The sequence below is a fragment of the Psychrobacillus vulpis genome (assembly GCF_006861825.1).
Lineage (GTDB): Bacteria > Bacillota > Bacilli > Bacillales_A > Planococcaceae > Psychrobacillus > Psychrobacillus vulpis.
Map to the genome: position 1 here is coordinate 75,257 of NZ_VDGI01000001.1, position 13,862 is coordinate 89,118.

A 13,862-nucleotide genomic window follows, 5' to 3' on the forward strand; every position below is an offset into this window, starting at 1 on the left:
AAAGGTATCAATCCACAGCTTCGGTGATTTGTTTAGCCCCGATACATTTTCGGCGCAGCGTCACTCGACCAGTGAGCTATTACGCACTCTTTAAATGATGGCTGCTTCTAAGCCAACATCCTGGTTGTCTAAGCAACGCCACATCCTTTTCCACTTAACAAATACTTGGGGACCTTAGCTGGTGGTCTGGGCTGTTTCCCTCTTGACTACGGATCTTATCACTCGCAGTCTGACTCCCAAACATAAATCATTGGCATTCGGAGTTTGTCTGAATTCGGTAACCCGGGATGGGCCCCTAGTCCAAACAGTGCTCTACCTCCAAGATTCTAACGTTTGAGGCTAGCCCTAAAGCTATTTCGGAGAGAACCAGCTATCTCCAGGTTCGATTGGAATTTCTCCGCTACCCACACCTCATCCCCGCACTTTTCAACGTGCGTGGGTTCGGACCTCCAGTAAGTGTTACCTTACCTTCATCCTGGACATGGGTAGATCACCTGGTTTCGGGTCTACGACCACATACTCATTCGCCCTATTCAGACTCGCTTTCGCTGCGGCTCCGTCTTCTCAACTTAACCTTGCATGTAATCGTAACTCGCCGGTTCATTCTACAAAAGGCACGCTATCACCCATTAACGGGCTCTAACTACTTGTAGGCACACGGTTTCAGGATCTATTTCACTCCCCTTCCGGGGTGCTTTTCACCTTTCCCTCACGGTACTGGTTCACTATCGGTCACTAGGTAGTATTTAGCCTTGGGAGATGGTCCTCCCGGATTCCGACGGAATTTCACGTGTTCCGCCGTACTCAGGATACACTCAAGAGAGAATGAACTTTTGACTACGGGGCTTTTACCCTATCCTGCGGACCTTTCCAGATCGCTTCGTCTAACTCATTCCTTTGTAACTCTATGTAGAGTGTCCTACAACCCCAAGAGGCAAGCCTCTTGGTTTGGGCTTTTCCCGTTTCGCTCGCCGCTACTCAGGGAATCGATTTTTCTTTCTCTTCCTCCAGGTACTTAGATGTTTCAGTTCCCTGGGTGTGTCTCAGATGCGCTATGTATTCACGCAAATGTACTGCTCCATTACGAACAGTGGGTTTCCCCATTCGGAAATCTCCGGATCAAAGCTCACTTACAGCTCCCCGAAGCATATCGGTGTTAGTGCCGTCCTTCGTCGACTCCTAGTGCCAAGGCATTCACCGTGCGCCCTTATTAACTTAACCTAATTTGGTTTTCAAAAGAAAACCGTTCAATCAGTAGTTAAAAGTACTACACAAAATAAAAATCACGTTAGTGATTCTATTGAATTTCTTGAATTTGTTGCTTTCAATGTCGTTTTATCCAGTTTTCAAAGAACAAGTTTTCAAATGCTCATAAAAATGAACATTCAAAACTGAACTGCAAAACGTTAAGATACAGATAAAGATCTGTATTCCGTAATTATCCTTAGAAAGGAGGTGATCCAGCCGCACCTTCCGATACGGCTACCTTGTTACGACTTCACCCCAATCATCTGTCCCACCTTCGGCGGCTGGCTCCCAAAAGGGTTACCCCACCGACTTCGGGTGTTACAAACTCTCGTGGTGTGACGGGCGGTGTGTACAAGGCCCGGGAACGTATTCACCGTGGCATGCTGATCCACGATTACTAGCGATTCCGGCTTCATGTAGGCGAGTTGCAGCCTACAATCCGAACTGAGAACGGTTTTATGGGATTAGCTCACCCTCGCGGGGTTGCGACCCTCTGTACCGTCCATTGTAGCACGTGTGTAGCCCAGGTCATAAGGGGCATGATGATTTGACGTCATCCCCACCTTCCTCCGGTTTATCACCGGCAGTCACCTTAGAGTGCCCAACTAAATGCTGGCAACTAAGATCAAGGGTTGCGCTCGTTGCGGGACTTAACCCAACATCTCACGACACGAGCTGACGACAACCATGCACCACCTGTCACCGCTGTCCCCGAAGGGAAAGATCTATCTCTAGAACGGTCAGCGGGATGTCAAGACCTGGTAAGGTTCTTCGCGTTGCTTCGAATTAAACCACATGCTCCACCGCTTGTGCGGGCCCCCGTCAATTCCTTTGAGTTTCAGTCTTGCGACCGTACTCCCCAGGCGGAGTGCTTAATGCGTTAGCTGCAGCACTAAGGGGCGGAAACCCCCTAACACTTAGCACTCATCGTTTACGGCGTGGACTACCAGGGTATCTAATCCTGTTTGCTCCCCACGCTTTCGCGCCTCAGCGTCAGTTACAGACCAGAAAGCCGCCTTCGCCACTGGTGTTCCTCCAAATCTCTACGCATTTCACCGCTACACTTGGAATTCCGCTTTCCTCTTCTGCACTCAAGTCCCCCAGTTTCCAATGACCTTCCACGGTTGAGCCGTGGGCTTTCACATCAGACTTAAAGGACCGCCTGCGCGCGCTTTACGCCCAATAATTCCGGACAACGCTTGCCACCTACGTATTACCGCGGCTGCTGGCACGTAGTTAGCCGTGGCTTTCTAATGAGGTACCGTCAAGGTACGAGCAGTTACTCTCGTACTTGTTCTTCCCTCACAACAGAGTTTTACGATCCGAAAACCTTCTTCACTCACGCGGCGTTGCTCCATCAGACTTTCGTCCATTGTGGAAGATTCCCTACTGCTGCCTCCCGTAGGAGTCTGGGCCGTGTCTCAGTCCCAGTGTGGCCGATCACCCTCTCAGGTCGGCTACGCATCGTCGCCTTGGTGAGCCGTTACCTCACCAACTAGCTAATGCGCCGCGGGCCCATCCTGTAGTGACAGCGAGATGCCGTCTTTTAACATTTCCACATGTGAGGAAATGGATTATTCGGTATTAGCCCCGGTTTCCCGGAGTTATCCCAATCTACAGGGCAGGTTGCCCACGTGTTACTCACCCGTCCGCCGCTAAATCAGAANAGTCTGGGCCGTGTCTCAGTCCCAGTGTGGCCGATCACCCTCTCAGGTCGGCTACGCATCGTCGCCTTGGTGAGCCGTTACCTCACCAACTAGCTAATGCGCCGCGGGCCCATCCTGTAGTGACAGCCGAAACCGTCTTTTAACATTTCCACATGTGAGGAAATGGATTATTCGGTATTAGCCCCGGTTTCCCGGAGTTATCCCAATCTACAGGGCAGGTTGCCCACGTGTTACTCACCCGTCCGCCGCTAAATCAGAAGAAGCAAGCTTCTTCATCATTCGCTCGACTTGCATGTATTAGGCACGCCGCCAGCGTTCGTCCTGAGCCAGGATCAAACTCTCCATAATAGAGAACTTAAAAAGCTCATTTTGTTTTGCTGGCATCATCATTAAATGATGTCAAAATTGTTTGCTATCGGACTAACCGAAGTTAGCCTATCAAGCTATATGTCTTAACGTTTTGCATGTTCAGTTTTCAATGTTCATAGTTATAAAGTATGGAGCGGGTGAAGGGAATCGAACCCTCATCATCAGCTTGGAAGGCTGAGGTTTTACCACTAAACTACACCCGCAATATAAGATTTAATTTGTTATTTGGCGCGCCCGGCAGGAGTCGAACCCACAACCTTCTGATCCGTAGTCAGACGCTCTATCCAATTGAGCTACGGGCGCGTAATGTGCTTTGGTGCGGCCGAGAGGACTTGAACCTCCACGGGGTTATCCCCCACTAGGCCCTCAACCTAGCGCGTCTGCCGTTCCGCCACGACCGCGTAGTTATTTTTTAGGACAAGTTTCATTGTACCCTCTTGTTTAGAGAAAGTCAATAACAAATTAATGAGCCATGAAGGACTCGAACCTTCGACCCTCTGATTAAAAGTCAGATGCTCTACCAACTGAGCTAATGGCTCGTGAAAATGGCTGGGGTACCTGGATTCGAACCAGGGCATGACGGAATCAAAATCCGTTGCCTTACCGCTTGGCTATACCCCAATATGGCGGTCCCGACCGGGATCGAACCGGCGATCTCCTGCGTGACAGGCAGGCATGTTAACCGCTACACCACGGGACCATACAAATAATGTTTTTTTAGAAAATGACCCCTACGGGATTCGAACCCGTGTTACCGCCGTGAAAGGGCGGTGTCTTAACCGCTTGACCAAGGGGCCATGTTGGCTCCGAAGGTAGGACTCGAACCTACGACCAACCGGTTAACAGCCGGTTGCTCTACCACTGAGCTACTTCGGAATAATTTTTGTCGTTTGTTTTACTCGACTTTTATTATTATAAAGAGCCTTTATAAAAACGTCAACTACTTTTTAGAACTTTTTTCGGGATTCTTTGAAAAGACTAAGATAAGATTCCCAAAACACTTGCCACATCTGTATTTAAGTGTATTTAATTTAATTTTCCGATTATATAATAGCGAGCATTTTTCGCATTGATACGTGTAAATCTTATTGTTCTTACGCTTTTTAGGTTCTACAAGTGTTGAACAAAATCTTGGTGAGTTTGTTCTTTTTAGTAGCTCTCGGAAATCAGCGTCTCTATGTTTATATCCTTTTCCTTCTATATGTAAATGGTAATGACAAAGCTCATGTTTAACGACACCAATCAATTCATCCATGCCATGTTTTTCAAAAACAAGGGGATTTACTTCTATATGATGTGTTCGCAACATATACCTTCCTCCAGTAGTACGGAGACGACTATTGAAATAAGCTTCATGTTGAAAGTCTTTCCCAAAGACTTCTTTTGATACATTGCATACTAATTTGTAAAGTTTTTCATCTGACATATTACTCTCTCCTACTAAAAGAGAGATTGCCCAATGATTCATCATTGGACAACTCTAATTTCTTAAACTTGTTGTTCTGGCGGAAGCATAGTTAAAGATACTTTTCCTTTATTCGCATCATACTGTTCTACCCATACAGTTACGATATCTCCAAGTGACACTACATCAAGTGGATGTTTAACAAAACCCTTTTTTAACTTGGAAATATGGACTAATCCGTCTTGTTTTACACCAACATCAACAAATGCACCAAAGTCTACAACATTTCGAACGGTTCCTTGAAGTTCCATTCCTTTTTGAAGGTCCTCCATTTTAAGAACATCCTTTTTCAAAATAGGTTGTGGGAACGCTTCTCGAGGATCCCGAGTTGGTTTAATCAAAGTATCCACTATATCTTTTAACGTGATTTCTCCAATTTCTAAATCCTTACTTACTTCTATAATATTAATATTCGCCATAGCTTCTGCTGCCTCTTTTGAGCCAATCTGTGATTTCTTTAATCCTGCTATTTCTAAGATTTGTTCCGCTACTTTATAGCTCTCAGGATGAATACCAGTTGCATCAAACGGATTTTTTGCATCTGGTACTCTTAAAAATCCAATTGCTTGCTCGTACGTTTTCGCTCCGAGACGAGGGATTTTTTTTAGTTGCGCTCTTGAAGTGAATTTTCCTTGCTCGTTTCGTAGATTTACTACGTTTTCTGCAACTGTTTTTGATAACCCTGAAACGTACTGTAATAGGGATGCAGACGCTGTGTTTACGTTCACACCAACTTGGTTAACAGCAGTTTCTACTATAAAAGAAAGTGATTCCGATAATCTTTTTTGCGAGACATCATGCTGATATTGGCCAACCCCTACTGCTTTGGGATCAATTTTCACTAGCTCTGCTAATGGATCTTGCAGTCTTCTTGCAATCGAAACAGCACTTCGCTGCTCCACTTGTAGATTAGGAAACTCATTTCTTGCAGTTTCAGATGCCGAATAAACACTAGCCCCTGCTTCATTAACAATGACATATGCAACGTCACCGCTTACTTCTTTCAAACAATCTACTATAAATTGCTCTGTTTCCCTTGATGCAGTACCATTACCTATAGCAATTAATGAAATCGGGTACTTTTCTATATAAGAAAGTACTCTCTTTTTTGACCCTTCTACATCCATTTTAGGTGCATGCGGATAAATCGCGGAAACTTCTAACAGCTTTCCAGTATCATCGACTATTGCCAATTTACATCCTGTCCGATACGCAGGATCTACACCAAGAATCACTTTCCCCTTTAAAGGTGGTTGCAATAGAAGGTTACGTAGGTTTTCTGAGAAAATATGAATTGCCTGTGCTTCTGCTTTTTCTGTAAGCTCTGTTCGAATTTCACGTTCTACAGAAGGCTGAATCAGACGTTTATAGGAGTCTTCAATTGCTAGTTCTACATGTTCCACAGCATCACTAGATGTATTTGTTGGAATCCATTGGACTTTCATAACGTTCGTTACTTTATCTGTTGGTACTTGTATACTTACTTTAAGTACTTCTTCTTTTTCACCACGGTTTAACGCTAGAATTCTATGAGGGACAATCTTTTTTACTGGCTCTTCATATTCATAGTACATTTCAAAGACGTTTTTCTCATCTAATTCCGCCTTTTTTACAGACGATACAACTACTCCATCTGCACGGGATATAGACCTAACTTGTTCTCTTATTTTTGCATCATCCGCAAATTGCTCCGCTAAAATATCTCTTGCCCCTTGTAGGGCATCTTCTATTGTTAACACTTCCAGCTCTTCATTCAAATAATCTTTCGCCAATATATGTATAGAATCTTTTGGGAAAGTAATTAATAAACTAGCTAGCGGCTCTAAACCTTTTTCTTTTGCAATGGTGGCTTTTGTTCTACGTTTTTGTTTGTATGGACGATATAGGTCTTCCACTCGTTGGAGAACAGTCGCATTATGGATAGATGCAGTCAGTTCTTCCGTCAGCTTTCCTTGTTCATCGATGAGCCGAATCACTTCTTCTTTTCGTTGTTCTAATTGCTGTATGTAATTATAACGGTCTTCTACTGCTTTTATTTGAACCTCATCTAAAGAACCTGTTTGTTCTTTTCTATATCGAGCGATAAAAGGAACTGTATTTCCTTCTTCTAATAGTTTAATTACTTGTTCAGCTTGCGTTGGCTTAACACCTGTTTCTTGAGAAACAAGTTGTAACATTTTCTTTGTTTCCAAAACAAACACACCCTTTCCATTTAAACTCTATTTTAACACAAAAAAGCTTACTCCATTCTAGAGTAAGCTTCCTGCTATAAATGTAGCATCATCACCATGTTCGATAATTTCAAGTACATTTTTATATAAATATCCTGCATTGCATGATTTTTTTAATATTGCTTTTGGACTTTTCATGTCTACACCGTCAGAGTGGAGTAAGAATAAATCATTTTTTTCATAAGAGAATGTTTGTGTGTGTATTTTTTGTTTCCTCCCAGATAGGTAGCCCATAACTGGTAAAGGATAAGTCATTTTGTCTACTTTACTTTGATACATATAAAATTTGATATTTCCTACACAGCTATACGAAATCGTTCGATGGTAATAATCCACTTTAATAATAGCAACTGCAGCTCCTCTTTTTTGTACCATAAGTTCGTTGCATCGCAATAGTAAACTATCTATCGATTCCTCTGGATATTTCCCTAATATTTCAGGGATGATATCTGCAGACTCTTTAGCGTAAGGTCCGTTACCTAATCCGTCCGCAATTGCACAAAGTAAATAGTTATCATTTTTTTCTATAAAATAAGTGTCTCCAGACTCCGAGTTTCCACTCTTCGCTTCCTGATATACATACAGTTCAACCTTTTCATCTGAAAAATTCATCACTTCTTTAATCCACCTGACACTAATATTTCTTCTTGCAATTTTTTTATTGCTTTCCGTTGAATCCTTGAAACATGCATCTGAGAGATACCTAATCTATCTCCTGTTTCTTTTTGACTTAACTGTTCCATGTATGTAAGCTGTATAATTTCTTTCTCTCTATCCGATAAAACATTCAAAGCATCGACTACAAGTAATCGTTGATCTGTTTTTTCGAACTCCTCATCCGCTTTTCCTATAACATCAAAGAGTGTTATCGTACTGCCATCTGAATCTGACTCTAGTGAATGATCCATTGATAACGCTTGATAACTTTTACCCATTTCCATTGCCTCTAGAACGTCTTCCACTTCTACACTTAAATAATCTGCGATCTCCGGTACTAAAGGCGATCGCTGATATTCAACTGTTAACGTTTCGACTGCAGCTCTGATACGTGGACCAAGCTCTTTAATTCTTCGTGGAACATGGACTGCCCAAGTTTTATCACGTAGAAATCGTTTAATTTCACCAATGATTGTCGGAATAGCAAATACTTCAAAGTTTCTTCCAAATGACGGATCATATCTTCTAATAGCACCTAAAAGTCCTAACATCCCTACTTGTAAAATATCTTCATGATGGGACTTACCATTTGAATACTTTCGGCTAATTGACTCAACTAATCGAGTGTAATTTAATACGAGATTAGTTTGAGCTTCACTACTCTCTGTTTGTTGATATTCTTCAATCCATTTTAATATTTGTTCCTTAGATTGCCTGTTAGGAAGAGATGTGTTCGACATTTTCATCCACCTGCTCTAATCCGACATGCTTCGTCATAAATACAGTGACACCTTCTTGGTGGTGGACTTTAACTTCATCCATTAAAGTCTCGATTAAATATAAACCAAGTCCTCCCTCTCTTAAAAATGAGACTTCTTCCAAGTCTTGATAAGGTCCAACTTTTGCTTTTGTTTCTTCAAAGTTGAAACTTTTCCCATGGTCAGCCACCATAATTTCTATCTTTTCCTTATATAATGCGCATCCTATTACAATTTCGCCCTCTTCATCATCTGAATATGCATGTTGAACTGCATTTGTAATCGCTTCACTAGTGGCTATCTTCAAATCTTCAATATCATCATACGTAAATCCAAGTCGATTCGCCAAACCAGAAATGGTTAAACGTGCTACACTCACATACTGTGGCTTTGCAGGAACACGAATTTCTACATAATCAAACGGTTTCATCTATTTTCACCTCTTCACTCATTGCTTGAATATCCATAATCTCTCCTAAACCAGTAATATCAAACAAGCGTTTCAATCGAGATGAAAGACCAGTTAATTTCATGTGACTGTTTGAAGCGATTACACTTTTATAAAATCCTACAAATACACCTAATCCTGTACTATCCATGTAAGACACGCCAACTAAGTCTAATTCAATTTGAAGATTCTCTCTCAATTGAATATCTGCTAGTTTCTCTCTTAAAATTGGTGCTGTAAAAGCATCTATTTCACCTTTCAAAACAGCTTTTACCTGCAAGTTATCTTCTACTAATTCAACTGAAATATTCATTCTTTTAAACCCCCGTCTTCACTATATAGTACTCTATACCACATAATATCTAGTGATAAACATTTTCCTTACATTTTTTTGAAAATGACAAGAGTGAAATCATCCCGTTGTTCAAAGTCTTGTAGTTCTTCTAATTTATGAAAAACATATTCTACCATTGATTGTGCAGATTCTTCTTTTACGCTCTCAATAATCTCCATTACTTTTTTTTGCTCAATAAAACCTTCTTTTGATCGACATTCCGTTACTCCATCTGTCATTATCACTATGAAGTCACCTTTTTCCAGAACGATTGAATGTTGCTCGTATTTAACATTAGGAATAACACCAAGTAATAGACCTTTTGCTTGAAGCTCTGTAAATTCATTATTCTTCGCACTATAAAAAAGAGGTGGTTCATGTCCAGCAGATGCGTAAGTAAACATGCTTTCCGTTGTTTCATACCTTCCGTAAAACATCGATATAAACATCGAATCACTCACACTTTTTTCTACAATTCTATTTACAACATCTAAAACAATGATAGGATCTGTTTTTGCCCCGGACAAACTATCCATACCGTATTTAATCATCGACATGCAAAGCGCAGCTGGAATTCCCTTCCCTATAACGTCTGCTACCGCAATTCCTACGCTTGTCTCATCGCTTAGAAAATGAGCGTAATCACCGTTCATTTCTTTTACCGGTACTGATATCATTCCAATATCTAGCCCACTCATCTCTGGAACTTTGGTTTTAAGAAGTGTTTGCTGTACATTTGCCGCGAGTTCCATTTCCATCTTAATATTTTCTTGTTTTTTAATTAATGTTTGATGTTCTTTTAGTGCTAGACCATAACGAATCATTACTTCTATTAATAAATCAAAAGAATGCGAAACATCCTCCGGCAAATCAGGAATTATTTCCTCGAGAGATGCTTTATGTATACTTATTACTTCTTCTGGAGAAATGTTTTTTTGAATTAGTTGTTTACTAAAATTTTGTCCTTCGTACAAGTTATGTTCTGTTTGTCTCAACGTATATTGCTCAAGTATTTCTTTATATTGCCTTTTAAATTCTTGAGGCATTACTCGATTACCTCCTATCTAAGCCACTTTGTCGCACTAATTGTAGTTCCTTCTCCCACAACTGTATCAATCTTAAATTCGTCCATTAGCCGCTTTACTCCAGGTAAACCAGCACCAAGTCCTCCAGATGTCGTGTAACCATCCTCCATTACCTTTCGAACATCTGGAATACCTGGTCCCTTATCGGATGCAATGACTAATAATCCTTTAAGATTGCCTTCTGCAATTTGTTTTATCTCTATGTTCCCTTTTCCTGCATATAAATAAATATTACGAGCAAGTTCACTTATCGCTGTTGTGATCCTAGCTTGGTCAACTGTTCCGAAGCCTACCTCTTTTGCTTCATTTCTTCCAAGTTGTCTGGCAGCAACAATATCCCACTCCGTTATAATATCAACAGACGACCTTAAGTTCATAATGGATTAGCCCTCCAATTCTCGTTCTAATTTTTCTAATCCATTTTCTAAGTCTAAGGCAGTAACTACATTTTCTAACCTAATACCGAGTTCTATTAATGTAATAGCAACTGCTGGTTGAATTCCTGTAATTACTACTTTTGCTCCCATCAGACCTGACATACTTATAACATCGCCAAGTACTTTTGCTATAAACGAATCAATAAAATCGATTGGCGTTAAGTCCAATACCACTCCCCTAGCTGCAGTTGCATGCAGCTTGTCCAATAAATCTTCTTGAAATGCAAGGGCAGTTTGGTCATCTAACTCCCATTGGATAGAAACGATTAAACAATCTCTTAATTTTAAAATAGGGATTCTAGTCGTCATTTTGAGTTCACCTCTACAATTGCTCTATTTGTAAGGGCAAGTGCTTGCTCGACACCTCTTTGCAATGTACTTGTCGTTGTAAAATCAGTTAAGTTTATTCCTAGCGCTACAATCGTTTGTGCTATTTCCGGTCGAATGCCAACTAACATACATTTTGCACCGACCAATCGAACTGCATCTGCAGCTTGTATAATATGGTGCGCAACCATTGTATCTACTACTGGCACTCCTGTTATATCAAGTAATACTACTTCTGCTCTATGCTTTACAACACCTTGCAATAAATTTTCCATGATTAACTTTGCTCGTTCCGTATCGATTGTACCTACTAACGGCATTACGGATATCTTTTCAAAGACTGGAATAAGCGATGCAGATAATTCTTGTAAAGCTATTTTTTGCAACTGTACTGTTTTTTCCCATACTTTAGTGTAAGCATCTACAATGCTATAGTTAAGCGGTGTTATCCAATTAGTATATAATTCCGCGAAGGATAACTTATCTCCTTTTTTAAAATAACCTACTTCTTCCATTCTTTCATAAATTACTTCCGTAAAATTAGAAAGTGCCTTCAAAACAAAGGATATCGACCAGCCATATCGAACAATTTTCTCAGAAAAATCGTTTATTTTCATTTTATAAGTTTCTCGTTCTTCCGTTAGGCTTGATATCATTAACTCTCCAAATTCGTGAACAGTAATATCGATCACTTGATCGGACATAATTTGAAAGAATCGATCATCTTTCTCATCTTCCATTTTTATTTTCCACTTTTCTAGAATTTCCTCCACATTGTCGCGAATGTATGTTGCAATTTCTGTGTTCATCTTTCAAATACACTCCCCATTAAAAGTTAGTATTTCTATTGTATCGAATTATGAAATAACTTACATCTATTTCAAATTACAAAAAAAAAACACAATGTGTATTTGTCGGTTACACATTGCGTTTCTATCTATGTATTAAAATTTCACAATTCCTAAGCTAATCCCTAATGCATGATCTACTTCATCCATTACATCCTCATTAAGATGCGTAATCTTATCAGTTAGCCGTGATTTATCTATTGTTCGTAATTGTTCTAACAAGATAACAGAATCGCGTTCAAAATCATACTGTTTCGCATTGATTTCTACATGTGTTGGCAATTTTGCTTTTTGTATCTGTGCAGTAATTGCCGCAATGATGACAGTAGGACTAAATCGATTTCCAATATCATTTTGAATCACCAAAACGGGTCTGGTTCCCCCTTGCTCAGACCCGATTACAGGTGATAAATCTGCGAAAAAAACGTCCCCACGTTTTACGATCAAGTTTTCATCCTCCACTTACGAGTCGCTCTGTCGTATGTTGTGCTTCATATTCTGCATGTAAACATTCTGTACAAATAGATAAGTTTATATGAGACATTTCAACATAACCTTTTATCATCGCTTCTCTTATAAGATTTGACTGGCCTTTCTTAAAATATTCATTTGCCTGGACACGTACGACATTTTCATTAGCAGTTAATGATTGTTTAACGGTTTTTACTCCTTCATTAACCATTTGCTTTGGAAGCCCAATAATAGCTTCCTTTTTCTTTTTATCACTTACCACAGCAAACACCTCCGACAAAACATTTCCCTAAATGACAATATACTTCATCTTACCATTACTGCTGGCGAAATAAAAGACAAAATAAGAAATGGTTTGACAAATTTATGCATGTAGTATTGTTTTGTCGAAATCATTTACTGTATATTCTTGGAATCCTATTAGAAAGCATACAACAAATTTCATACGGAATCGTTTGCAAGGCATCAGCCCATTCTTCGATTGTTATTTCCTCTGCCGCTTGTTTTCCTATAAGTACAGCTTTTTCTCCTAGTGGAACTTGTTCTTCTAGACGAATCATGCATTGATCCATACAAATTTTCCCTACAATTTTTGCCCTTTTCCCGTTTACCAACACAGATTGATTATGCAGTTTACGCAATAGTCCATCTGCATAACCAATCGGAAGTGTTGCAATCCATTCATCTTCCACTGCAGTGTACATTGCCCCATAGCCCACGGAGGCACCTTTTTTAATTTTTTTTACATGCACCACTTCAGTTTCTAATGCAAGTGCTTGTTTTAATGGAAATGGAAGGTTTTCTCCGATAAAAGAAGAAGGGGCTATTCCGTACATGGAAATGCCAAAGCGCACAGCATCCCAAAACTGATTAGGATCTCTAAGTAATGCAGCACTATTAGCCGTGTGCACAATATCTGGCTTAAATTTGAAAAGTGATAGTAAACGTTCAAATGTTTTAACTTGCTTATTATAGTGCTCAGTATTTTCTTCATCTGCTGTCGAAAAATGTGTGAAAGCTCCCGTAATTTGAAGCCAGCTTCTTTGTTGAATAAAAGCAAGCGCCTCTGTCAATTCACCTTCTTCTACAAAACCGATTCTCCCCATTCCACTATCAATTTTCACATGAACTTTAAGAGGTCCAGTAAAATGACGAATAGAGTGAAGCCATTCCAGAGAATAAGCTGTCAACGTAATGTTTTTTTCAGAGGCTTTTGATAAAAAGGAAGCCGGTACCGCACCGAGAACAAGAAGTTCAGCAGTGATTCCAGCATCTCTAATGCGGAGAGCTTCCTCAGGTGTTGCAACAGCAAGCTGTGTGGCACCAGCACTTAGTGCAGCATTTGCCACCTCAATATCGCCGTGCCCGTATGCATTGGCTTTAACTACTGCAATTATCTTTGTATGTTTCGGTAGTGTTTGTTTCAGATGCTGAATATTAGTTTGAATAGCAGATAGATTGATGCGGATGAATGTTGGTCGGTAGTACGTTTGCGACATGAGACTTCCCTCTTTTTT

13 protein-coding genes, 8 tRNA genes and 2 rRNA genes (1 of these 23 cut by a window edge) are annotated in these 13,862 nt (G+C 40.4%); all 23 read right to left on the reverse strand.

Going from position 1 to position 13,862, the window contains the following annotated elements; genetic code table 11:
• Window positions 1–1,221 (reverse strand): 23S ribosomal RNA (locus FG384_RS00345) (it extends 1,760 nt beyond the left edge of the window).
• A gap of 227 nt (window positions 1,222–1,448) precedes the next feature.
• Window positions 1,449–3,263: ribosomal RNA gene (locus FG384_RS00350) — 16S ribosomal RNA — on the reverse strand.
• Together the 16S and 23S rRNA genes with 8 tRNA genes alongside form the textbook arrangement of a ribosomal RNA operon.
• 150 nt (window positions 3,264–3,413) lie before the next feature.
• A tRNA-Gly gene (locus FG384_RS00355) sits at window positions 3,414–3,487 on the reverse strand.
• A gap of 23 nt (window positions 3,488–3,510) precedes the next feature.
• A tRNA-Arg gene (locus FG384_RS00360) sits at window positions 3,511–3,587 on the reverse strand.
• 11 nt (window positions 3,588–3,598) lie between these two features.
• Window positions 3,599–3,685, reverse strand: a tRNA-Leu gene (locus FG384_RS00365).
• A 65-nt stretch (window positions 3,686–3,750) separates the two neighbouring features.
• Window positions 3,751–3,823, reverse strand: a tRNA-Lys gene (locus FG384_RS00370).
• 7 nt (window positions 3,824–3,830) lie between these two features.
• A tRNA-Gln gene (locus FG384_RS00375) sits at window positions 3,831–3,905 on the reverse strand.
• A gap of 3 nt (window positions 3,906–3,908) precedes the next feature.
• Window positions 3,909–3,984, reverse strand: a tRNA-Asp gene (locus FG384_RS00380).
• Window positions 3,985–4,009: 25 nt separating this feature from the next.
• Window positions 4,010–4,081: transfer RNA gene (locus tag FG384_RS00385), tRNA-Glu, on the reverse strand.
• A gap of 4 nt (window positions 4,082–4,085) precedes the next feature.
• Window positions 4,086–4,160, reverse strand: a tRNA-Asn gene (locus FG384_RS00390).
• A 64-nt stretch (window positions 4,161–4,224) separates the two neighbouring features.
• Window positions 4,225–4,710 (reverse strand): SprT family protein, encoded by a 486-nt coding sequence (locus tag FG384_RS00395; protein WP_142640578.1) that lies wholly within the window; start codon window positions 4,708–4,710, stop codon window positions 4,225–4,227.
• Between the two features lie 62 nt (window positions 4,711–4,772).
• Complete coding sequence (locus FG384_RS00400) at window positions 4,773–6,941, reverse strand: Tex family protein (RefSeq protein ID WP_142640579.1); 2,169 nt, start codon at window positions 6,939–6,941, stop codon at window positions 4,773–4,775.
• A 57-nt stretch (window positions 6,942–6,998) separates the two neighbouring features.
• Window positions 6,999–7,592 (reverse strand): PP2C family serine/threonine-protein phosphatase, encoded by a 594-nt coding sequence (locus tag FG384_RS00405; protein ID WP_142640969.1) that lies wholly within the window; start codon window positions 7,590–7,592, stop codon window positions 6,999–7,001.
• On the reverse strand, window positions 7,592–8,377 hold the full coding sequence (gene sigB / locus FG384_RS00410) for an RNA polymerase sigma factor SigB (RefSeq protein ID WP_142640580.1): 786 nt from the start codon (window positions 8,375–8,377) through the stop codon (window positions 7,592–7,594). The genes FG384_RS00405 and sigB overlap by 1 nt, the downstream gene beginning before the upstream one ends.
• On the reverse strand, window positions 8,355–8,825 hold the full coding sequence (gene rsbW, locus FG384_RS00415; RefSeq protein ID WP_142640581.1) for an anti-sigma B factor RsbW: 471 nt from the start codon (window positions 8,823–8,825) through the stop codon (window positions 8,355–8,357). Before rsbW ends, sigB begins: the two co-directional genes overlap by 23 nt.
• A complete protein-coding gene (locus tag FG384_RS00420) occupies window positions 8,812–9,156 on the reverse strand; it encodes an anti-sigma factor antagonist (protein ID WP_142640582.1) in 345 nt (114 codons plus the stop codon). Before FG384_RS00420 ends, rsbW begins: the two co-directional genes overlap by 14 nt.
• A 68-nt stretch (window positions 9,157–9,224) precedes the next feature.
• Window positions 9,225–10,223 carry a PP2C family protein-serine/threonine phosphatase gene (locus FG384_RS00425; RefSeq protein ID WP_142640583.1) on the reverse strand — a complete coding sequence of 333 codons (999 nt, stop codon included), beginning with the start codon at window positions 10,221–10,223 and terminating at the stop codon, window positions 9,225–9,227.
• Window positions 10,224–10,237: 14 nt separating this feature from the next.
• Entirely contained in the window at window positions 10,238–10,639 is a 402-nt protein-coding gene (locus tag FG384_RS00430) for an anti-sigma regulatory factor (protein WP_142640584.1), read from the reverse strand.
• A gap of 6 nt (window positions 10,640–10,645) precedes the next feature.
• Window positions 10,646–11,008: an STAS domain-containing protein gene (locus FG384_RS00435; RefSeq protein ID WP_142640585.1), complete on the reverse strand. Its 363-nt coding sequence runs from the start codon at window positions 11,006–11,008 to the stop codon at window positions 10,646–10,648.
• The gene (locus FG384_RS00440; protein ID WP_142640586.1) at window positions 11,005–11,835 is read right to left on the reverse strand and encodes an STAS domain-containing protein; all 831 of its coding nucleotides are present in this window, start codon (window positions 11,833–11,835) and stop codon (window positions 11,005–11,007) included. Before FG384_RS00440 ends, FG384_RS00435 begins: the two co-directional genes overlap by 4 nt.
• A gap of 135 nt (window positions 11,836–11,970) precedes the next feature.
• The gene (locus FG384_RS00445; protein WP_142640587.1) at window positions 11,971–12,321 is read right to left on the reverse strand and encodes a type II toxin-antitoxin system PemK/MazF family toxin; all 351 of its coding nucleotides are present in this window, start codon (window positions 12,319–12,321) and stop codon (window positions 11,971–11,973) included.
• Between the two features lie 4 nt (window positions 12,322–12,325).
• Window positions 12,326–12,607: a transcriptional regulator gene (locus FG384_RS00450; RefSeq protein WP_420849931.1), complete on the reverse strand. Its 282-nt coding sequence runs from the start codon at window positions 12,605–12,607 to the stop codon at window positions 12,326–12,328.
• A gap of 130 nt (window positions 12,608–12,737) precedes the next feature.
• Entirely contained in the window at window positions 12,738–13,844 is a 1,107-nt protein-coding gene (alr, locus tag FG384_RS00455) for an alanine racemase (protein WP_240793304.1), read from the reverse strand.
• Window positions 13,845–13,862: the final 18 nt, after the last annotated feature.

What these genes read in the sequence shown, in the direction of transcription:
- FG384_RS00440 (WP_142640586.1), bottom strand. Translation starts at nt 11,835, where the DNA reads ATGAACACAGAAATTGCAACATACATTCGCGACAATGTGGAGGAAATT.
- alr (WP_240793304.1), bottom strand. Translation starts at nt 13,844, where the DNA reads ATGTCGCAAACGTACTACCGACCAACATTCATCCGCATCAATCTATCT.
- FG384_RS00430 (WP_142640584.1), bottom strand. Translation starts at nt 10,639, where the DNA reads ATGAACTTAAGGTCGTCTGTTGATATTATAACGGAGTGGGATATTGTT.
- FG384_RS00435 (WP_142640585.1), bottom strand. Translation starts at nt 11,008, where the DNA reads ATGACGACTAGAATCCCTATTTTAAAATTAAGAGATTGTTTAATCGTT.
- FG384_RS00425 (WP_142640583.1), bottom strand. Translation starts at nt 10,223, where the DNA reads ATGCCTCAAGAATTTAAAAGGCAATATAAAGAAATACTTGAGCAATAT.
- sigB (WP_142640580.1), bottom strand. Translation starts at nt 8,377, where the DNA reads ATGTCGAACACATCTCTTCCTAACAGGCAATCTAAGGAACAAATATTA.
- FG384_RS00420 (WP_142640582.1), bottom strand. Translation starts at nt 9,156, where the DNA reads ATGAATATTTCAGTTGAATTAGTAGAAGATAACTTGCAGGTAAAAGCT.
- FG384_RS00405 (WP_142640969.1), bottom strand. Translation starts at nt 7,592, where the DNA reads ATGAATTTTTCAGATGAAAAGGTTGAACTGTATGTATATCAGGAAGCG.
- rsbW (WP_142640581.1), bottom strand. Translation starts at nt 8,825, where the DNA reads ATGAAACCGTTTGATTATGTAGAAATTCGTGTTCCTGCAAAGCCACAG.
- FG384_RS00395 (WP_142640578.1), bottom strand. Translation starts at nt 4,710, where the DNA reads ATGTCAGATGAAAAACTTTACAAATTAGTATGCAATGTATCAAAAGAA.